The organism is Bradyrhizobium sp. 31Argb, from assembly GCF_043638955.1.
Taxonomy (GTDB): Bacteria; Pseudomonadota; Alphaproteobacteria; order Rhizobiales; family Xanthobacteraceae; genus Bradyrhizobium.
Window position 1 is genome coordinate 1 of sequence record NZ_JBEGDB010000034.1, and the last position, 17,816, is coordinate 17,816.

At 63.8% G+C, this 17,816-nt stretch carries 18 protein-coding genes; 5 read left to right on the plus strand and 13 right to left on the minus strand.

Annotated features, from left to right (window positions below; all coding sequences use genetic code 11):
• Positions 1-352: 352 nt before the first annotated feature.
• Positions 353-3,844, minus strand: a complete 3,492-nt coding sequence (locus tag AAFX91_RS09405; RefSeq protein WP_130582255.1) for an indolepyruvate ferredoxin oxidoreductase family protein — start codon at positions 3,842-3,844, stop codon at positions 353-355.
• A 371-nt stretch (positions 3,845-4,215) separates the two neighbouring features.
• On the opposite strand from AAFX91_RS09405, the gene AAFX91_RS09410 reads away from it, so the two are divergent.
• Positions 4,216-4,623 carry a hypothetical protein gene (locus tag AAFX91_RS09410; RefSeq protein ID WP_130582254.1) on the plus strand — a complete coding sequence of 136 codons (408 nt, stop codon included), beginning with the start codon at positions 4,216-4,218 and terminating at the stop codon, positions 4,621-4,623.
• A 65-nt stretch (positions 4,624-4,688) separates the two neighbouring features.
• Here AAFX91_RS09410 and AAFX91_RS09415 read toward each other — a convergent pair whose 3' ends face one another.
• Genes AAFX91_RS09415 through AAFX91_RS09425 form a run of 3 tightly spaced genes read right to left on the minus strand, consistent with a single transcriptional unit; the run spans position 4,689 to position 6,237 of the window.
• Complete coding sequence (locus AAFX91_RS09415) at positions 4,689-5,501, minus strand: oxaloacetate decarboxylase (protein ID WP_130582252.1); 813 nt, start codon at positions 5,499-5,501, stop codon at positions 4,689-4,691.
• A gap of 45 nt (positions 5,502-5,546) precedes the next feature.
• The gene (locus AAFX91_RS09420) at positions 5,547-5,897 is read right to left on the minus strand and encodes an antibiotic biosynthesis monooxygenase (RefSeq protein ID WP_130582250.1); all 351 of its coding nucleotides are present in this window, start codon (positions 5,895-5,897) and stop codon (positions 5,547-5,549) included.
• 34 nt (positions 5,898-5,931) lie between these two features.
• Positions 5,932-6,237, minus strand: coding sequence for an NIPSNAP family protein (locus tag AAFX91_RS09425; RefSeq protein ID WP_130582248.1), 306 nt, complete (start codon positions 6,235-6,237; stop codon positions 5,932-5,934).
• Between the two features lie 164 nt (positions 6,238-6,401).
• Between AAFX91_RS09425 and AAFX91_RS09430 the strand changes: the two genes are divergently transcribed.
• Positions 6,402-7,097 (plus strand): helix-turn-helix transcriptional regulator, encoded by a 696-nt coding sequence (locus AAFX91_RS09430; protein WP_165421400.1) that lies wholly within the window; start codon positions 6,402-6,404, stop codon positions 7,095-7,097.
• 248 nt (positions 7,098-7,345) lie between these two features.
• Positions 7,346-7,573, plus strand: coding sequence for a GCG_CRPN prefix-to-repeats domain-containing protein (locus AAFX91_RS09435; RefSeq protein WP_282530737.1), 228 nt, complete (start codon positions 7,346-7,348; stop codon positions 7,571-7,573).
• Positions 7,574-7,766: 193 nt separating this feature from the next.
• Here the strand turns inward: AAFX91_RS09435 and AAFX91_RS09440 are convergent, their stop codons facing one another.
• On the minus strand, positions 7,767-7,940 hold the full coding sequence (locus tag AAFX91_RS09440; protein WP_165421615.1) for a hypothetical protein: 174 nt from the start codon (positions 7,938-7,940) through the stop codon (positions 7,767-7,769).
• Positions 7,941-8,322: 382 nt separating this feature from the next.
• Between AAFX91_RS09440 and AAFX91_RS09445 the strand changes: the two genes are divergently transcribed.
• A complete protein-coding gene (locus AAFX91_RS09445; protein WP_130584394.1) occupies positions 8,323-8,781 on the plus strand; it encodes a glyoxalase/bleomycin resistance/extradiol dioxygenase family protein in 459 nt (152 codons plus the stop codon).
• Positions 8,782-8,896: 115 nt separating this feature from the next.
• Here the strand turns inward: AAFX91_RS09445 and AAFX91_RS09450 are convergent, their stop codons facing one another.
• Both AAFX91_RS09450 and AAFX91_RS09455 read right to left on the minus strand, forming a co-directional pair.
• Complete coding sequence (locus AAFX91_RS09450; protein ID WP_130580926.1) at positions 8,897-9,211, minus strand: hypothetical protein; 315 nt, start codon at positions 9,209-9,211, stop codon at positions 8,897-8,899.
• Between the two features lie 110 nt (positions 9,212-9,321).
• Positions 9,322-10,854 (minus strand): acyl-CoA carboxylase subunit beta, encoded by a 1,533-nt coding sequence (locus AAFX91_RS09455; RefSeq protein ID WP_130580927.1) that lies wholly within the window; start codon positions 10,852-10,854, stop codon positions 9,322-9,324.
• Between the two features lie 146 nt (positions 10,855-11,000).
• On the opposite strand from AAFX91_RS09455, the gene AAFX91_RS09460 reads away from it, so the two are divergent.
• Positions 11,001-11,411 carry a DUF4260 domain-containing protein gene (locus tag AAFX91_RS09460; protein ID WP_130580928.1) on the plus strand — a complete coding sequence of 137 codons (411 nt, stop codon included), beginning with the start codon at positions 11,001-11,003 and terminating at the stop codon, positions 11,409-11,411.
• A 106-nt stretch (positions 11,412-11,517) separates the two neighbouring features.
• Here AAFX91_RS09460 and AAFX91_RS09465 read toward each other — a convergent pair whose 3' ends face one another.
• From AAFX91_RS09465 to AAFX91_RS09490, 6 genes are all read right to left on the minus strand, one after another.
• Positions 11,518-12,171, minus strand: coding sequence for a carboxymuconolactone decarboxylase family protein (locus AAFX91_RS09465; protein WP_394566280.1), 654 nt, complete (start codon positions 12,169-12,171; stop codon positions 11,518-11,520).
• An 87-nt stretch (positions 12,172-12,258) separates the two neighbouring features.
• Complete coding sequence (blaOXA, locus tag AAFX91_RS09470) at positions 12,259-13,077, minus strand: class D beta-lactamase (protein ID WP_282530741.1); 819 nt, start codon at positions 13,075-13,077, stop codon at positions 12,259-12,261.
• Positions 13,078-13,146: 69 nt separating this feature from the next.
• Positions 13,147-13,413, minus strand: a complete 267-nt coding sequence (locus AAFX91_RS09475; protein ID WP_130580931.1) for an EscU/YscU/HrcU family type III secretion system export apparatus switch protein — start codon at positions 13,411-13,413, stop codon at positions 13,147-13,149.
• On the minus strand, positions 13,410-14,948 hold the full coding sequence (locus AAFX91_RS09480; RefSeq protein ID WP_394566281.1) for a flagellar hook-length control protein FliK: 1,539 nt from the start codon (positions 14,946-14,948) through the stop codon (positions 13,410-13,412). Before AAFX91_RS09480 ends, AAFX91_RS09475 begins: the two co-directional genes overlap by 4 nt.
• 88 nt (positions 14,949-15,036) lie before the next feature.
• Positions 15,037-15,810: an ATP12 family chaperone protein gene (locus AAFX91_RS09485; protein ID WP_130580932.1), complete on the minus strand. Its 774-nt coding sequence runs from the start codon at positions 15,808-15,810 to the stop codon at positions 15,037-15,039.
• Positions 15,811-16,405: 595 nt separating this feature from the next.
• Complete coding sequence (locus tag AAFX91_RS09490; RefSeq protein WP_394566282.1) at positions 16,406-17,611, minus strand: RluA family pseudouridine synthase; 1,206 nt, start codon at positions 17,609-17,611, stop codon at positions 16,406-16,408.
• Positions 17,612-17,816 lie beyond the last annotated feature (205 nt).

Below are 17,816 nucleotides of genomic sequence, written 5' to 3' on the forward strand. Positions count from 1 at the left end.
GCTTCCACAACGCCGTTTTGTAGATGGGTCTCATCCTCTTGGCTTCCTCGCCGCAAGCATGCGGAAGGTGGGTACGGATCAGCCGATCCGACCGGATATGAGGTGATGCAGTGAGCTGCAGAAATCTTCGGAAGCCAATCCTCACCCGGGGCCCGGTCGTCGCGCTGCGCTGCGCTACGCATGGCTCCGCGCGCCGCCCTCTCACCGCAAAAACCCGACCCACACCCGTTCGTTGAGAGCCTTGACTCACAAAGCCCCATATGAGGGTGGGCAAAGCGGAGCGTGCCCACCATCCACGTTCGGTGCAAGAAAGGTGGGCACGCTCCGCTTTGCCCACCCTAACGGCAGTGCCCTACTCGGCTGCCATCTGGCGCGGGGCCGGCGGCGGGTTGGCCAGGTCGGCGGCGAGTTGGGCGTAGCGGGCTTTTGCGTCCTGCACCGCCTTTTCCTTCACCGGGCCGTAGCCGCGGATGCGGTCGGGCAGCGAGAGCAATTCGACAGCGGTCTCGACCGTGGCCGGCGACAAGAGACCGAGCACCGTCGCGACGTCCTTCTCGTAGCCTGCGATCAAATCGCGCTCGAGCTTGCGGTCGGCGCTGTAGCCGAAGATGTCGAGCGGTGTACCGCGCAGGAAACGCAGCCTGGCCAGCACGCGGAAGGCATTCAGCATCCACGGACCGAAGGCGCGCTTCTTCGGGCGGCCCTGGGCGTCGACGCCGCGCGCCAAGATCGGCGGCGCGAGGTTGAAGTTGAACTTGAAATCGCCTTCGAACTGCTCGCGAAGCTGGTGCTCGAACCGGCCGTCGGTGTAGAGCCGCGCCACCTCATACTCGTCCTTGTAGGCGAGCAATTTGGCGTAGTTGATCGCAACCGCGCGCGGCAGTGCTTCGCCATAGCCGCCCTTGGTGGCGGCATCGCGCACCTGGTCGACCAGTTTGCGATAGCGTTTTGCCAATCTGCCACTCTGATAGGCGGTGAGATGGGCGCTGCGATGGGCGATGATCTCGTCCAGCGTCATGGCATCGAGGGTCTTCGGCGCGACCGGCTCGTCCTGGTCCTTCATCATCTCGGCCAGCCGCGCCGGATCGGCGGCGGCAAGACGGCCGAGCTGGAAGGCGTCCTTGTTCATCTTGATCGAGACGCCGTTGACCTCAATCGCCTGCTCGATCGAAGCTGCCGACAGCGGCAGCAGGCCCTTCTGATAGGCGTAGCCCATCATCATGATGTTGGTGGCGATGCTGTCGCCAAGCAGGGCTTCAGCCGGCCTGGTGAAATCGAAGAAAGCGGAGTCCTGGCGCAGGGCGTTCTCCAGCACCGAGTTCACCTTGGGAACCTGGAAGTTGAAGTCGCGGTTGAGAATGAAATCCGCGGTCGGGATCACATGGCTGTTGATGATGCCGGCCGTGCGGCTGGGTTCGCAGAGCGTGATCGTCTCCTTCGACGCGGCGACCACCTCGTCGGCGGCCAGCACGAGATCGGCGGTGCCGGTGACGATGCGCGAACAGGTGACGTCGGCCGGATGATCGGACAAGCGGACGTGGCTTAGCACCGCCCCGCCCTTTTGCGCGAGGCCCGACATGTCCAGGATCATGCTGGCCTTGCCTTCGATATGCGCGGCCATGCCGAGCAGTGCGCCAATCGTCAGCACGCCGGTGCCGCCGACGCCGCCGACCGCGATATTATACGGACGCTCCAGCGATGGCCGGGTGGCCAGCTCTGGCAGGTCACCGATGGCGCCGAGATCCGGCGGCGCGCGCCGGCGCAGCTTGCCGCCATCGACAGTGACGAAGGACGGGCAAAAACCCTTCACGCACGAATAGTCCTTGTTGCAGGTCGACTGGTTGATGGTGCGCTTGCGGCCGAATTCGGTCTCCAGCGGCTCGACCGAGATGCAGTTCGACTGCACCGAGCAGTCGCCGCAGCCCTCGCAGACGGCGGGATTGATCAGCACGCGGCGCTGCGGGTCCTCCATCAGGCCGCGCTTGCGGCGACGGCGCTTCTCGGCGGCGCAGGTCTGCACGAACACGATCGCGGACGTGCCCTTGAACTCGCGGCACGCCTTCATGACGTTCTCGAGTTCGTCGCGATGAGCGAGCTTCACACCCGGCGCGATGGTGCTGGCCGGATAGGCGTCGGGATTTTCGGAGACGAGGTAGATCTCGCGGATGCCTTCGGCGTGGAGCTGGAAGGTGATCTGCTGCGGCGACAGGTCGCCGTCGTGGCGCTGGCCGCCGGTCATCGCGACCGCGTCGTTGTAGAGGATCTTGTAGGTGATGTTGGCCTTGGAAGCGATCGCCTGCCGGATCGCCAGAATGCCGGAATGGAAATAGGTGCCATCGCCGAGATTGGCGAAGATGTGGTTCTCGTTGGTGAACGGCGCGATGCCGACCCACGGCACGCCCTCCCCGCCCATATGGGTGAAGGTCTCGGTGTTGCGGTTCATCCACAGCGCCATGAAGTGACAGCCGATGCCGGCCATGGCACGGCTGCCTTCCGGCACCTTTGTTGACGTGTTGTGCGGGCAGCCCGAGCAGAAATACGGGACGCGGGCGATCGGGGATGTGGCCTGCATTTGCGTCGCCTGGCGGCCGTTGAACCAGTCGGCCTTGGCACGCAGCATCTCGGCGATCTCTGGGTTGAGATTGAGCCGAAGCAGGCGCTCGGTCAGCGAGCTTGCGAGCGAGGCGACGCTGAGCTCGGCGGCGAAGGTCAGGAAGCGTTTCTCGTGCTCGTCCATCTTGCCGACGATGCGCGGGCGGACGTCGTCGCGCCAGTTGAACAGCTCCTGCTTGACCTGGTTCTCGACGATCTCGCGCCGTTCCTCGACGATGAAGATCTCCTCCAGGCCAACGGCAAAGTTACGCACGCCTTCCGGCTCGAGCGGCCAGGGCATGCCGATCTTGTAGAGGCGGATGCCGATCTTGGCGGCGATCTCCGGCGTAATGCCGAGCTCGCGCAGCGCCTGACGGATGTCCTCATAGCTCTTGCCGGACGCCATGATGCCGTAGCGCGCGTTCGGCGAATCCATGGTGATGCGGTTGACCTTGTTCGCACGGGCAAAGGCGATCGCCGCATAGCCCTTGTAGTCTTGCAGGCGCCGATCCTGGTCGAAGCGATCGTCCGGCCAGCGGATGTTCAGCCCGCCCGGCGGCAGCTCGAAATCGCTCGGGATCACGAACGGCGTCATCTCGTCGCTGAGGTCGATCTCGGCCGTGGTCTCGACGGTCTCGGTGATCACCTTCATGCCGACCCAGCAGCCGGAGTAGCGTGACATCGCGATGCCCAAGAGGCCCATCTCGATCATCTCATGGATGCTGGACGGATAGAGATAGGGCATCAGCGCCGAGATGAAGGCGTGGTCCGACTGGTGCGGGACGGTGGAGGATTTGGCGCCGTGGTCGTCGCCGGCAAGGCAGAGCACGCCGCCATGCTTGGCGGAACCCGCCGCATTGCCGTGACGGAACACGTCACCGCAGCGGTCGACGCCGGGGCCCTTGCCGTACCAGATGCCGACCACACCATCGTAGTTGGCGCCGGGCGAGAGGTGGAGCTGTTGCGAGCCCCAGATCGCGGTGGCAGCCAGGTCCTCGTTCACGCCGGGCTGGAACTTGATCTTGTACTGCTCGAGGTGATGCTTGGCCGCGAAGAGCTGCTGGTCGTAGCCACCAAGCGGGGAGCCACGGTAGCCGGAGATGAAGCCCGCGGTGTTGAGGCCGGCCGCGCGGTCGCGGCGGATCTGCGCCATCGGCAGGCGGACCAAAGCCTGGATGCCGGTCAGGAAGATATGGCCGGTACCCTGGGTATACTTCTGGTCGAGACTGATCGGACCCTGGTTGATTCCCATCTAAGCCCTCGTATTCCTGGTCGCGACGACTGATTTTAGCTAGTCATCCAAGCGCTTTAGAACCAGTCTATGTCGGTTTTCGAAGGCCGCGCAGCACAATTCTGTGCGCAGGCGCCTCGCTTTCGAAGTTCGCAATTTCGTGCCTGGAATGATCGGGTTTGTTTTCGCTTCGTGCGTCGGAGGGGTGTTGCGCGAAACGCCGTGAGGTCCCTGGAGGAGCGGCGGCGCGCGGGTGGATGCGGCGACGGCGTCAGGTGGCCGCGCGATTCTCATTTGCGCGTTTTGTGCAGTGCGTTCTTCTCCGCGCGCGGGATCACGGGAACGTCGGGGAGCGTTGGCGAGTTGTAACCTAGGCTAACGGAGGAAACCCAATGGCAAACCAACCGAATGACCCTAATCGCAGCAATATGACCGAGGAAGAGATCCGCCATCAGGCGCGTCTCGACAATCTGGACAATGAGTTGCAGCCGGATCCGGAGCTTGCCGAGGGCCCGGCCAGCGGAGCGAAGATCGCGATGTTCGCGATTGCGATCGCGGTGGTGCTTGGTGCAGTGTTCTATGGCCTGAACAACACATCCGTTAACAATGCCGGCACGACTCCGCCGTCGCAGAGCGCGCAGAACCAGCCGGCCAACCCCGCATCTCCATCGACCGTGCCGAAGGCCAACACCGAATCCGGCACGACGACGGGCGCGGCGACCAACCGCCCGACACCGCCGCAGTCTAATCCGACCGGCCAGGACGTCGACCATTCGGCCAAACCGGACAGCAACAAATAAGAGGACCGACACTCTCGCACGCACGGCGGGCATCGATCTGCCCGCCGTGTTTCTTGTTTGAACCGCTACTTGAACATCTTGTTGAGCTCGCCGCCGGGATAGCCGTGGCCGAGCTCGGTGAAGGTCCCCTGCTCCGCCATCTCGCGTGCGGCTTTCATGAAGCCGGCCCAGGCGGCGCGCGCCAGCGAGCCGCCGACGCTGATGCGGCGCACGCCGAGGTCAGTGGCTTCCTGCAGCGACAGGCCGGAAGCGTTCAGGAGATTGACGGGCTTGGGATGCACGGCCTTCACGACCGCCGCGATCTCTTCCTTCGTCTTGATGCCGGGCGCATAGAGGCAATCGGCGCCGGCGGCGGAATAGGCTTGCAGCCGCTCAATGACGAGGTTGAGATCGTTCCGTCCCCACAGGAAGGCTTCGCAGCGGCCGGTGAGCAGAACGCCGCTATCCTCGGCGTCGATCGCCTTGCGTGCGGCCTTGATGCGCTCGACCGCCAAGTCGAAATCGTACAGCGGCTTCGCCGCATCGCCGGTCGAGTCCTCGATCGAGAGCCCCGCGACCCCCGTCTTGACGCCGCGGGCGACGTTGGTCGCGACCTTGTCCGGATCGACGGCAAAGCCGCCTTCGAAATCGGCGTTGACGGGCAGATCGACGGCGGCGCAGAGCGCCGTCAGATGGTTGACGACATCATCGACCGTGACGCGGTTGTCGGCCTTGCCGATGGTCCAGGCAAAGCCGGCGCTGGTGGAGGCGAGCGCCTTGAAACCGAGCTGCTGCAGTGCGCGGGCGCTGCCCACGTCAAAGGGATTGGGCAGGATGAAGCAGCCGCGCTCATGCAGCTTCCTGAACGCGGCGCGCTTCTCGGCAGTCGTGACCGGCATGTTTCCTCTCCTTTCGATGATTTGTGACACCAGACGTATCACGCGCTAGTGCGGCTCATGAACGGCACAGCTGTCCTTCGGCGCCTGCGCGCGATCGTTCATGCCGTAATCGCGGACCACGCTGGCGATCCGGATCCGGTAGTCCTCAAAGATGACCGCGCGACCCTTCGCCTGCGACCTGCGATGTTCCACCACATTGCGCCAGGCCTCGACGGCGGCTTCATTGCGGAAGAACGATATCGACAGGAACTTCCCTTTCTCGGTCAGGCTTTCGAAGCGCTCCACGGAAATGAAGCCGTCAATGGTCTCCAGGATCGGCCGCAACTCGGCGGCAAGATCGAAATATTGCTGCCGAAGTTCCGGCTTCGGCCAGACCTCGAAGATCACGGCGATCATCGGCACCTCCCTCGTTACCCAAAGCGATAGCCTACTACGTAACCGAGCGCAAAAAAGTCCGCTCTTCGGCCAGAATGAATTTCTGTTCCTCGGCGAAATTGAAGTTGGCCATGCCCTCGGCGTCGGCGCGCAGCCGCGCGCGATAGGCCTCGTAGGCGGCAAGGCTTTCGAACGAGATCAGCGCAAAGGCGATGTTGTTGGTGCCCTCATGCGGCATGAAGTAGCCGATCAGATCGCCCCCGCATCTCGGGATAATGGTGAGCCAGCGCCTGGAATATTCCTCGAACTGCGCGCGCTTGAAGGGATCGAGCTGGTAGCGGATGAACACGGTGATGGTCATGGGCTGCTCCAAGTTCTCCACCGTCATTGCGAGCGGAGCGAAGCAATCCATCTCTCAGCTTGCGGAGAGGTGGATTGCTTCGTCGCTTGCGCTCCTCGCAATGACGGCCGCAGTTTGGAGAATATCGCCTTGTCCGACACTAATGCTTCGGCTATGATCGAACTATGAAAGCAGGTCCTGACATCGCCATGGTCGCGTCGCTGGTCGGCGACCCCGCGCGCGCCAACATGCTCACCGCGCTTTTGAGCGGCCGGGCGCTTACCGCAAGCGAGCTTGCGCAGGAAGCGGGCATTACGCCGCAGACGGCGAGCTCGCATCTCTCCAAGCTCGAAACTGGCGGGCTGATCGAGCCGGAAAAGCAAGGCCGCCACCGCTACTACCGCCTCACCGGCACCGACGTCGCAGGCGTGCTGGAGGGGCTTGCCGGGCTTGCCGCGCGCGCCGGCCACATGCGCGTACGCACCGGGCCGAAGGACCCTGCGCTGCGGCGCGCGCGGATCTGCTACGACCATCTCGCCGGCGACCTCGGCGTTCAGATGCTCGACAGCATGAAGAAGCAGCGATTGATCCGGCAGAGCAAGGATGCGATGGAGCTGACCGGCGAAGGCAAGCGCTTCATAGCGAAGGCGCTGCAGATCGACGCCGACGCGCTCATCCATCCCCGCCGCCCCGTGTGCAAGGCCTGCCTCGACTGGAGCGAGCGCCGGCATCATCTGGCGGGCACGCTGGGCGCTGCGCTCATGGAGCGCTTCACCGAGCTGAAATGGGCGGCGCGCGATTCGACACCGGGCAGCCGCGTGGTCAACTTTTCACGAAACGGCGAAAAGCGATTTGCAGCGCTATTCGGGACCGGCGAATAGCGGCGCGCGAGCGCAACGAAGAACTGGCGCCGTCATTGCTCCGTCATTTGCACCCGCAAATGACTGGCGAGTCCCAACGCTGGCGGCGAGTTTCTTCGCTCCGCGGTAAGAAGCAACCGCTCCCTTCACATCGCGTTCAGTCCTGAAAACTATGCTTCGCGACAAGTGATGCGGCGTCTGCGACACTCCAGCGTGGCGAATCACTGTGTCGCATTTGCGTGCGGCGAGAACTCAATGGGAGAACAAGAATGAAGTATCTTCTGGCGGCGGCTGTCGTTGCGGCTGGCATGGTCGCGAGCTTCAGCTCCGCTAACGCAGCGGGTGGTTGCGGCCCCGGCTTCCACCGCGGCCCGTATGGCGGTTGCCGGCCCAACGGCCGCGTTGTCGTCGTGCGGCCGGCGCCGCGGGTCGTGGTGGCGCCTCGCGTCTGCCCCCGCGGCTTCATTTGGCGCCATGGCCGCTGCCGGCCTTTCTAAACTTTTCGTTAAAGCGTAGTCGAACAAAGCTCGGCCAATCAGATGGCCGAGCGGAGCGGGCTAAACTTTAGTGGCCGAACAATAATGGGCAGGGACTGCGGCTCGCGGTCCCTGCCCTTTTTCGATCAGTGGTAGCGGAGATTCGAAAAGCAGCAGCTTTCGGATTGATACGGTTGGAGTTCCGACTTCCAAACTACCAAAGCTGGCAGCCTGCTAGATTGGCCTCACCAGCGACGCCAGTGCCGACGGTGCCAGTGGCGGTGGGGGTGGCGCCAGCCCCGGTGAGGACGCCAGTGGCGACGATGTCCATGACCGCGATGCCCATGACCGCCATGCCACTGCACCTGTTCGGGCTTGAGGTTGTCAACTTCATCGCCGGTGGAGACCGCAGGATGGGCATCTGGGCTGGAAGGCCGCCGCGCGTCTTCGCTTAATGGCACCATCGGCGCGGCTTGCGCGGTTGCAGCAAAGGTTGCCACACCTGCGGCAGCGCCCAATGCAATCTTCAAGAAGTGGCGGCGTTCCATGAACATTGTCCTTTTCTTACTCAGCATGTGATGCGGGAACAATGTTGCCGCCGTGAGATGAATGCCCGCTGAACTGCGCGCATGCGTCAGGCGCGACAAAAAGCGTCGCGGCAATTGGCGCGCCTCTGCATCCGCGAGCCGCGATGCTTTTTGCCAACACGATGCGACCAAAATGGATGCTCTGCGTTAACGGGGTTACCTCCAACTCCGCAGGAGAACACCATGGCGAAGGCACGACCAACTCCGGACGGGTTTCATACCGTGACGCCCTATCTCATCGTGGAAGGCGCCGAGAAGATCATCAGCTTCCTGGAGCAGGCGCTGGGCGCCCGGAAGCACCACGAGCCGACCCTGCGGCCCGACGGCACGATCATGCACGCGACACTCAGGATCGGCGATTCCATGGTGATGATCGCCGATGCCTCCGAGCACGCCAAGGCGATGCCCGCCATGCTCTATCTCTACGTGCCCGACGTCGACACCGCCTACCGAAACGCCATCAAGGCAGGCGCGACCTCGATCATGGAACCGGCGGATCAGTTCTACGGCGACCGCACCGGCGGCGTGAAGGATGTCGCGGGCAACGCATGGTTCTTCGGCACGCATATCGAGGACGTCGCGCCTGACGAACTCAAGAAGCGCGCGGCGGAGATGTTCAAGAACCAGGGCAAGGCGGCGTAGAGCGTTTCGAGCGAAGTGGATACCGGTTCGCGTGAAGAAAACGCGTCAAATCAAGAATCTAGAGCTTCGGTTCTGATTCAATCAGAACCGAAGCTCTAGGCGCGCGGCGCTGAGGTTACGCCACAACCTCTTCCGCCAACACCAGCACCTCGCGCGTGCGCGTGACATCAGGCCAATCGCGGTTGAAGTCGGCGATCAGCCGCTTCATCTCCTCGCCATTGACCGCGCGATCGAGCGAGGTCTGGTCGGCAAACTGATACGTCGCCAGATGCTGCGACGGATCCGTCGCGCTCCAGTGCCGCCACGCCTTCTGCGCCCGGAACGATTTCAGCGCATCCGGCAAATGCTCGCGCGAATACCATGCGTCAAACGCGGCGCGTTTCGCAGGGTCGGTAACGGTCGAACGGACGATGAAAAGCGCAGTAGGCATGTCGCTTCCTCCGTACATTTGTAGGGCGGACTAGCGAAGCGTAATCCGCCGCAACATAACCGCAAGGAGGGATGGCGGGTTACGCTTCGCTAACCCGCCCTACGGCATCCCTACAACGGCAAATTGTCGTGCTTCTTTGCGGGGATCTCGACCTTCTTGTCCTTGAGCATCGCGAGTGCCCGCGCGATCCGGCGCCGCGTCGAATGCGGCATGATGACGTCGTCGATATAGCCGCGCTCGGCGGCGATGAAGGGGGAGAGGAAGCGGTCTTCGTATTCCTTGGTGCGGGCGGCGATCTTGTCTGGATCGCCGATGTCGGAGCGGAAGATGATCTCGACCGCGCCCTTGGCGCCCATCACCGCGATCTGCGCGGTCGGCCAGGCATAGTTCATGTCAGCGCCGATCTCCTTCGAGGCCATGACGTCGAAGGCACCGCCATAGGCCTTGCGGGTGATGATGGTGACGAGCGGCACCGTGCATTGCGAATAGGCGAACAACAGTTTTGCGCCGTGCTTGATCAGGCCGCCATATTCCTGCGCGGTGCCGGGCAGGAAGCCGGGCACGTCGACGAAGGTGACGATCGGGATGTTGAAGGCATCGCAAAAACGAACAAAGCGCGCGGCCTTGCGCGACGCATCGCTGTCGAGCACGCCGGCGAGCACCATCGGCTGGTTGGCGACAAAGCCCACCGTGCGGCCCGCGATGCGGCCGAATCCGGTGACGATGTTCTTGGCGAACGTCTCGGAGATCTCGAAGAAGTCGCCCTCGTCAACGACCTTCAGGATCAATTCCATCATGTCATAGGGCTTGTTCGGATTATCGGGGATCAGCGTGTCCAGGGACATGTCGACCCGGCCGATATCGTCGAAGCTCGGCCATTCCGGCACGCCGTCGGTGTTGTTCGAGGGCAGGAAGTCGATCAGCCGACGCATCTGCAACAGCGCGTCGACGTCGTTCTCGAACGCGCCGTCGGCGATCGAGGAGCGCGTCGCGTGCACCGAGGCGCCGCCGAGCTCCTCGGCGGTCACCACTTCGTTGGTCACGGTCTTCACCACATCAGGACCAGTCACGAACATGTAGCTCGTGTTCTTCACCATGAAGATGAAGTCGGTCATGGCAGGCGAATAGACGTCACCGCCGGCGCAGGGGCCCATGATGACGGAAATCTGCGGGATCACGCCGGAGGCGATGACGTTGCGGCGGAACACGTAGGAATAGCCCGCCAGCGCCGCGACGCCCTCCTGGATCCGCGCGCCGCCGGCGTCATAGAGGCCGATGATCGGGGCCCTCGCCTTCATCGCCATATCCTGCAGCTTGGTGATCTTCAGCGCATGCGTTTCCGACAGCGAGCCGCCGAACACGGTAAAATCCTTGGCGAAGACGAAGGTCTTGCGGCCGTTAACGGTGCCCCATCCGGTGACGACGCCGTCGCCGGGAACCTTGGACTTCTCCATGCCGAATTCGGTCGAGCGGTGCTCGACGAACATGTCGAATTCCTCGAACGAGCCCTTGTCCAGGAGCAGCTCGATGCGCTCCCGCGCCGTCAGCTTGCCGCGGGCATGCTGTGCCTCGATGCGCTTGATGCCGCCGCCCAGCTTGGCGCCGGCGCGCCGCTCTTCGAGGGTGTCGAGGATATCTTTCATTTGCTTCCGCCCGCATTAGCTAGTGATTGGCTGCTGGAACCCGCGCGGGGTTCTAACACGGCATTTTCTGAACCGGAAACCACCTTCTTGCCCCGAATCCCGGGCACGGGCGGTACTTGGATCAGCGCAAATTTGGGGAGGAAACCATGGATAACACCACAGCCGAGGCCGGCTCGGTCACCGGCGGCGTGCGCCTATTGCTCAGGCTGGAGGGGCTGACGCTGTTTGTGGGCATGACGGTGCTGTACGCGATGTGGGGCGGCTCGTGGTGGGTCTATGCGATCCTGTTCCTGGCGCCCGATTTGAGCTTTGCCGGCTATGTCATTGGCCCCAAGGAGGGCGCGGTCATCTACAATGCCGCCCACAGCTACATGGCGCCCGTGGCCCTGATGACGGCGGGCTTTGCGACCGCCGAGCCGCTGGTGCTCTCGATCGCAATGATCTGGCTCGCCCATATCGGCATCGACCGCGCGCTCGGCTACGGACTGAAATATCAGGCAGGATTCGGCTTCACCCATATGGGACGGATCGGAAAGGCGAAGTCGCCTCAGGCTTGATAATCGACGGCCGGGACAATCCCGGCCATTCCTTCGTTCGCTGACGCCGGCAAAGCGTGGATGCGGCCGGCGTCAGGCACAGGAGGCGTTGCAAGCCGCGGCTCCGTCACTCCCCCACCTTGAACGGCTCCTCCTTGCCGGGCGGCACGGTCTCCTCCGCCATGGCAAGCATCATCGCGACCATGACATAGTTGCCGGCGACCGCGGTCAAATCCACGATCTGCTGATCGTTGAACACCTTCTTCGCCCGCGCATAGGTCTCGTCCGATACCTTCTTGGTGGTGGTCAGCTCAGTGACGAAATCATAGACCGCGGCCTCATCCTCGGCCATGTTTGACGGCCGCTTGTTGGCTTGCAGCTCGGCAATGATATCGCCCGACAGGCCGGCCTTGGCCGCGAGCGGCGCGTGCGCGAACCATTCGACTTGCGAGCGCCATTGCTGACCAATGATCAGGATTGCAAACTCATTGAGCTTGGTCGGCACCGAGGTCTGCCAGCGCAAATAATAGAACAGGTCGAACAGCCGCTGGCCGAGCACGGGACTGCGGATCATCGGGTTGTAGGGGCCGCCGATGCCGACGCTCGAGACCTTCATGATCTGCTCGCCCAGCGGTCGCTGCTTTTCGTCGAGCTGGTCCATAGTGAGCTGCGGGAAGCGCGGCTCCTTGCTGGTCGCCGGCGCGGCAAACATCGTGGCCGCGAACCAGCCGCCGGCGGCGGCAAGTGTGAGCGACGAGAGCCAGATTGAAGCCGAATGCATGGTTTCCTCCGCATGATTTTTCATTGTACGGAGATGTTAGTCCGGCATCGATTTGCGCACCAGCCAGTGCGGGCGCGCATCAGCCCATCAATACGCCACGATGTCGGCGAGGCATTGCTGCGTCACGGTCATGCGGGCGGCGATGTGGCTCTCGTTCTTACAGTCCATGTTCATCGCGAACACGGTGACGGAGGACCCCTTCTCGACCCAGCCGACCAGCCAGCCGAGCGAGGGCTTGCCGATTTCGGCGCCGACGAGGCCGCTCTTGGCGCGGATGGTGGCGTCGCCGACCTTGGTCACGGGGAGGATGTCGCGCGTCAGCTCCTGGGCGCGCTTGGAGACCGGCAACGTGCCGCGCCGCAGGCGGTCCACGAAATCGATTTGCTGGACCGGATCGATGCGCAGGTTTCCCGTCAGCCAGAACTGGTCGATGCCGCCGCCGATGTCTTGGTTGCCGTATTCGAGCAGATCGAGATATTTCTTCATCCGCTCTTCGCCGATGCGCCGCGCGATCTCCTGATAGACCGGCACGGCGGAAACGGCGATCGCCGAGCGCAGCGTATGGTCCTTGTTCCAGGCCTCGATGCTGCGCGTCACGCCGTCCCACTTGAACACGTCCTTGTCAGGGTCTTCGACCACGCCGGTATCCAGCGCGATGACCGAATTCGGGATCTTGAAGGTCGAGGCCGGCAATTTGCCCTCGCTCGACCTTCGCTTGTCGCTGGCGATGATCAGGTAATCGTCGACCTTGTAGGCGACGAAGGTCCCCTCGGTGCCGAGCTCGAAGAAGCGCCGCGCCAGGCTGTCGCGAAACTCGTTGCGCTGGTAGGACACGTTGGCGAGGCTGCGGGTCGGCAGAACGGACGCGGCGGTGAGGAGACCGAGCGCTTGGCGGCGATTGATCACGGCTGAACCTGGATGGGTTGAGGAGCAGACCATGATGGATGCCATCGTGATGAAACGATGGCAAGAACCTTACCGGGCGCGGCCCGACAGGCGGAGCACGAACACCAGAACTTCCGCAACGGCCTTGTAGAGCTCGACCGGGATCTCGTCGCCGAGCTCGACATTGGAAAGTGCGCCCGCCAGGACCTCGTTCTCCTCGATCGGGATGTCGTGGGCTCTTGCGAGCTCGATGATCTTGGCGCCGATCGCGCCCCTGCCCTTGGCAACCACCGTCGGCGCGCCGCTGTGGTCGTAATGCAGGGCGACCGCGAGCTGGCTCTTGGTCTCGACGCTCATAGCGCGCGGTCCAGGAAATGGCCGGCGCGAGCCGGTGCTGCCTGCGGCGGCGCGCCGTCCTGGATCACGATGTCGCCGGGCAGAAGCTCGGCCCGGCTCAGCGCCTGGCTCAACTGCGGCACGCTGGCGCGAAGCTGCGCGGCGGTCGCCGGGCGTTCCGCCCACATCCGCACCGAAGTCTGGTCGCCGATGAGTGAGATCAGCGCATGGATCGGGCCTGCCGGTTCGACATCGAGCGAGAAACGCGCCCGCCAGATGCGCTTGGCAGCCTCGGCCTCAACACCGCCGCCGCCGTCACGGGAAATCTCGAACTGCGCCATCGCCGTGCCTTGCGGCGTTGCGAACGGGATTTCGAAATGCCAGCGCGGCGACGAGGTGTCGATCTGCTGATGCGCGGGATCGATGCGGTCCGGCAGAGACGCCACCTGCAACAGCGTCTGCCGCGCCAACGCGGCATCGGTGTCGCCAAGCAGATGATGCGCCGCGGCGGCGAGCCGCATATCCGGCGCGACCGATGGCGAGGCGACGGGCTGGGCGGTGGGAAGCGCGCCTCGGAACGGCGGTGCCGGCGTATTGGTGTGGACGGTAACATCGGCGGCGATGTCAGTCGGACGCGCGGAATTGCCGAGTTCCTGCAGCAGATTCAGCGTCGCACCGGCGGAGGAGCCGGCATTTGACGTGCCCCGGCCGATGGTGCCGGGCATCACGAGATCGTCGGCGACCGGAACGCGCGCCTGCGGCAGCAGGATTTCCTCGACCTCGAGATCGGATGGCGCGAGATTTTGGGTGAGCGCGGGATGTGCCGCGGCCTGTCCCGCGGCGGTGGAGGCCGGCGGCGCGGCATTCGCCGTGCCGAGCGACGACAGCAGGGTCTGCCGCAGCACGATCAGGGCGGCCTTCAGATCGGGAACGCCCGCGGCCGGCGATGCGGTGCCGGCGGCCAGCGCCGCCTCGAAGAACAGGCCGGAGCGCTCGAACGCATTCTTGATATCGCCGCCGTCAAGGTTCTGGTCGAGCCGGGTTTGCTGCGTCAGCACCTGCGCAATCGCCTGCTGCAGCCTTGGCGGCAGGTTACCCGCGGCAGCCAATGCGCCGAGATTGGCAAACAACGGCGCCAGGCTCTGCTGCACCGTCGCCGCATTTTGCGCGGCGTTGGCGACAGCCGCGCGCTCCACCGGCGTAAGGACGTTCTTGGGCTGGGCCGTCGTCGAGGGATTGGCGGTGGCGAGCTGCGCGTCGGGCGATAGCGTCACCGCGTCGTCAGCGGCGGCATCGCCCTGCCCGAGCATCGCAAGACGGATCCCGTCCTTGGTCTGGGATACCGCGAGCTGCAGCGCCTGCCCCTCCTTCAAGGGAGCTTCCGAGAGCACGTCGATCGACAGGCTCGAGATCGCGATCCGGACCAGGTCGGCGGAGAGCACCTTCAGCACCTGCGCATTGATCACGCTGCCCGGCTGCAGCACGAGATCGGGTGCGACGCTGCCCACCTCCTTGGCGGAAAGCACCGGCAGCACGGGATTGATGGTCAGCGCCATGTCGGAGGGTCTCGGCTGGAAGGCTAGAGCCTACCTCCGCGCCGTAAACCTCCCGTTAACTTAGCGGTGGCGGTTGCGCCAAAGGAACTTAGTTCAGCGTCTTCAGGATGCTGGCGGCCGCGTTGAAATCGACCAGCCGTGCGGCGCGGCGCGCGGCGACCTCCTCGTCCAAGCCCCACTGCTCGATGTTCCAGTCCTCGTCGACATGGGCGGCGGTCCAGATTTGCGCCGCGTCCCGAAAACCGTGGGTCAAGGCCAGCGCAAGCAACGCCGAGCCGGTGAGCGTCGTCACCACATGCAGCGCCGCCACCGACCATGGATCGCTCGGAAACGCCTCGCGCGCGGCTTGGATCGCGCTTTCCGGCTGGGCGACGTGCACGATGCCTTCCGCGAGGATGAAATGCGCGCCGAGCGTATCCGCGGCCCAAAACAGGATCGGATCCCAATGCTCGGCCTCGCGGGCGACCAGCGCCTCTGGACGGCCGGCGCGATAGAACAACAGATCCGAGCCGAGATATTTTGCGGCGTCGTCAGCGACCACGTCGACGCGACCAACCACGCCCTCGATCACGCTGTTGGCAAAGCGCGTCAGCGGCATGGTCAGCGGATCGATCATCTCTCCTTGCGCGTTCCACTCGGCAGCGACGGCGTCCGCGATTGCGCACGACGGCACCGTCACCTTCTTTCCCGATGGCGTACGGATCGGCCTGCCGTCGAGCGTCACGGCAAAGCCGCCGTCCTCCTCGGCGACATCGGCGCGGCCATAGAACCGCTTGCGCTGCGGCGCGCGCACGTTGCGACGCGCCGCCTCCTGCGGATCTAGCGGGGATTGTCCCGCCGCTTCATCGAACAATTCGCGCATGTCTTCGCAAGCTTCCGTTGGGGTTCGTCTGCTCACAGGATAAGTCAGGCGTCGGGGCAAATAAAGCCGACGAGATCAAAGATCGTTGTGGGCACCGCAGCCGTTGCCGCCCCCCGTCATTGCGAGCGAAGCGAAGCAATCCATTTCGCCACTTGCGGAGACGTGGATTGCTTCGTCGCTTCGCTCCTCGCAATGACGGCTGAGAGACCTGCTCTTCAGTCAGTTCAGGCCTCAGTCACGTGCGGCGCAACTGCGCGAATAGGCGGCGCGATCGGCGGGATCGAGGCCGGCAGCCGCGCCCTCGTCGAGACAGCTTCTGACACGGTCACCGAACGATCGGCGGGTCGACGCGCGGGGACTTGGCAATCGGGGCAACTGAGATTCTGGTTCTCCGCGCATCATCGGGGTCGTCGGCGCCACGATCTTCGGTGGCGGCGGCGGTGCAGGAGGGGGCGGAAAAAGGTTCGGGTTAGTGCCAGGCGCGATGAACTGTGCCGACGCTGCGGGCGCGGCAAGCAGCAAGGCAAGGGTGAGTGCAAGCGCTGAATATCTCATGATGGATATGTCGGAACGCCCCTTTGAAACCGCAAATAAATTATTCCTCGGGCGCGTTCTCGATCGGGTCGAACCGGCTGGTGTCGAGCCCTAGCAGGTTCCAGGATTGCTGCATATGCGGCGGCAACGGTGCGGTGACGTCGATGACCCCGCCGCGCGGATGCGGAATCACGATGCGCCGCGCGAGCAGATGCAGCCTGTTCTGCAACCCGCCCGGAAGTTCCCAATTCTCCCGATTGAAATATTTGGGATCGCCCACGATCGCGTGACCAATATGCGCCATATGCGCGCGCAACTGGTGGGTACGTCCCGTGACCGGCTTCAGCGATACCCACCCCAGCTTCTGCGCAGCGGTTTCGACCACCGCGTAGTAGGTGACGGCGTGGCTTGCGCCCTCATCGCCATGGGCAGCGATCCGCATGATAGTGTCGTCCTCGCCTTCCTCCTTCGCAAGATAGGTCGAAATGCGGCCCTGCTTCGGTTTGGGCACGCCCGCCACCAACGCCCAATAGATTTTGCGCGCCGAGCGCGAACGAAACGCGCCGGTGAGTTGCGTCGCGGCAAAGCGCGTCTTCGCAACCAAAAGGCAGCCCGAGGTTTCCTTGTCGATCCGGTGCACCAGGCGCGGCTTCTGGCCCTTGGCGTCGCGCATCACTTCCAGCATCTGATCGACATGGCGCGTAGTGCCGGAACCGCCCTGCACGGCAAGCCCGGCGGGCTTGTTCAGCACCAGCACGTCGGCGTCCTCGAACAGCGTCATCTCCTTCAGCGCGGCAAGCGTCTTCGTCGCGGCCTCGGAGAGCTGACCAACCACCTTCGGGGCATCGAGCTTCAGCGGTGGGATGCGTACGCTCTGTCCCTCCTCCAACCGGTCCTTGCTGTCGGCGCGCTTGCCGTTGACGCGCAGCTCGCCCTTTCGAACGATGCGCTGGATATGAGAGAACGACAGCCCGGGAAACCGCGCCTCGAGAAACCGGTCGACGCGCATGTTGTTCTCGTCCGCGGTCACGGTGACGGTCTGGACTTTTGTCGGCAACGGCAGCTCGGCGGCAGCTTTCGCGGGCTCTGCTGCAACGGGCGGGGCCGATTTCTCCCGCCGCGGCTGGGCAAAGAGCGGCGGCTTTGCGCCCGCGCGATGCATCGGCGGCCGATCGCCCTCGTGACGATTGCGAAAGGGCCGCGCGCCCTTCGGGCGATCACCACGATCGCCCGATTTTGACAATGGTCTCTTGACGCGGCGGCTCATGCTGTTTTGGCTCCAGAGGTCGGGTGTTGCGTAGCGCAAATGCGGCTGGCCGTCACGGCGAAATCACCGCAAATCCCGCGCAAAACCTCCAAAAGGTGACGTCGGTTTGACGAGACGCGTGCAACAAGCCACCTATACTCGTTGACAGTGTCGGGAACGCCATGCATATTTTCCGCGGGTGGATACGACCCGCTGCTTGCGCCCG

Bases quoted from the DNA above. Each gene is read 5' to 3' on its own strand.
- AAFX91_RS09405 (WP_130582255.1), bottom strand. From the start codon at position 3,844: ATGGGAATCAACCAGGGTCCGATCAGTCTCGACCAGAAGTATACCCAG.
- AAFX91_RS09410 (WP_130582254.1), top strand. From the start codon at position 4,216: ATGGCAAACCAACCGAATGACCCTAATCGCAGCAATATGACCGAGGAA.
- AAFX91_RS09415 (WP_130582252.1), bottom strand. From the start codon at position 5,501: ATGCCGGTCACGACTGCCGAGAAGCGCGCCGCGTTCAGGAAGCTGCAT.
- AAFX91_RS09420 (WP_130582250.1), bottom strand. From the start codon at position 5,897: ATGATCGCCGTGATCTTCGAGGTCTGGCCGAAGCCGGAACTTCGGCAG.
- AAFX91_RS09425 (WP_130582248.1), bottom strand. From the start codon at position 6,237: ATGACCATCACCGTGTTCATCCGCTACCAGCTCGATCCCTTCAAGCGC.
- AAFX91_RS09430 (WP_165421400.1), top strand. From the start codon at position 6,402: ATGAAAGCAGGTCCTGACATCGCCATGGTCGCGTCGCTGGTCGGCGAC.
- AAFX91_RS09435 (WP_282530737.1), top strand. From the start codon at position 7,346: ATGAAGTATCTTCTGGCGGCGGCTGTCGTTGCGGCTGGCATGGTCGCG.
- AAFX91_RS09445 (WP_130584394.1), top strand. From the start codon at position 8,323: ATGGCGAAGGCACGACCAACTCCGGACGGGTTTCATACCGTGACGCCC.
- AAFX91_RS09450 (WP_130580926.1), bottom strand. From the start codon at position 9,211: ATGCCTACTGCGCTTTTCATCGTCCGTTCGACCGTTACCGACCCTGCG.
- AAFX91_RS09455 (WP_130580927.1), bottom strand. From the start codon at position 10,854: ATGAAAGATATCCTCGACACCCTCGAAGAGCGGCGCGCCGGCGCCAAG.
- AAFX91_RS09460 (WP_130580928.1), top strand. From the start codon at position 11,001: ATGGATAACACCACAGCCGAGGCCGGCTCGGTCACCGGCGGCGTGCGC.
- AAFX91_RS09465 (WP_394566280.1), bottom strand. From the start codon at position 12,171: ATGCATTCGGCTTCAATCTGGCTCTCGTCGCTCACACTTGCCGCCGCC.
- AAFX91_RS09475 (WP_130580931.1), bottom strand. From the start codon at position 13,413: ATGAGCGTCGAGACCAAGAGCCAGCTCGCGGTCGCCCTGCATTACGAC.
- AAFX91_RS09480 (WP_394566281.1), bottom strand. From the start codon at position 14,948: ATGGCGCTGACCATCAATCCCGTGCTGCCGGTGCTTTCCGCCAAGGAG.
- AAFX91_RS09485 (WP_130580932.1), bottom strand. From the start codon at position 15,810: ATGCGCGAATTGTTCGATGAAGCGGCGGGACAATCCCCGCTAGATCCG.
- AAFX91_RS09490 (WP_394566282.1), bottom strand. From the start codon at position 17,611: ATGAGCCGCCGCGTCAAGAGACCATTGTCAAAATCGGGCGATCGTGGT.